Origin of the sequence: Enterocloster aldenensis (assembly GCF_003434055.1) — a bacterium.
Taxonomy (GTDB): Bacteria; Bacillota; Clostridia; order Lachnospirales; family Lachnospiraceae; genus Enterocloster; species Enterocloster aldenensis.
This window is the reverse complement of sequence record NZ_QVEX01000051.1, coordinates 791-1,074: the sequence shown is the minus strand read 5'-3', so window position 1 is coordinate 1,074 and position 284 is coordinate 791. Positions and strand designations below refer to the sequence as shown.

Annotated in this window: 1 tRNA gene; it reads left to right on the top strand. The window is 48.9% G+C overall.

The window, feature by feature from the left end:
• Nucleotides 1-92 precede the first annotated feature (92 nt).
• Nucleotides 93-168 (top strand) — tRNA-Ala (locus tag DWX59_RS28440).
• Nucleotides 169-284: the final 116 nt, after the last annotated feature.

The window sequence follows — 284 nt, the reverse complement described above, 5'->3', positions numbered from 1 at the left end:
AAAGGTTTAAGAAAGTAGTTTTTGTTCAATTTTGAGGATGCTGGAAACAGTATCTTTAAAACAGCACAATGGAGTACCTAGTCCCTGCATATGGGGGTGTAGCTCAGCTGGGAGAGCACCTGCTTTGCAAGCAGGGGGTCAGGAGTTCGATTCTCCTCATCTCCACCAAGGGACGAAGGAAGACGAACAGCTTGAGTGCCGTTATGTAAAGCATAATGGGCGCATAGCTCAGGTGGTTAGAGCGCACGCCTGATAAGCGTGAGGTCGGTGGTTCGAGTCCACTT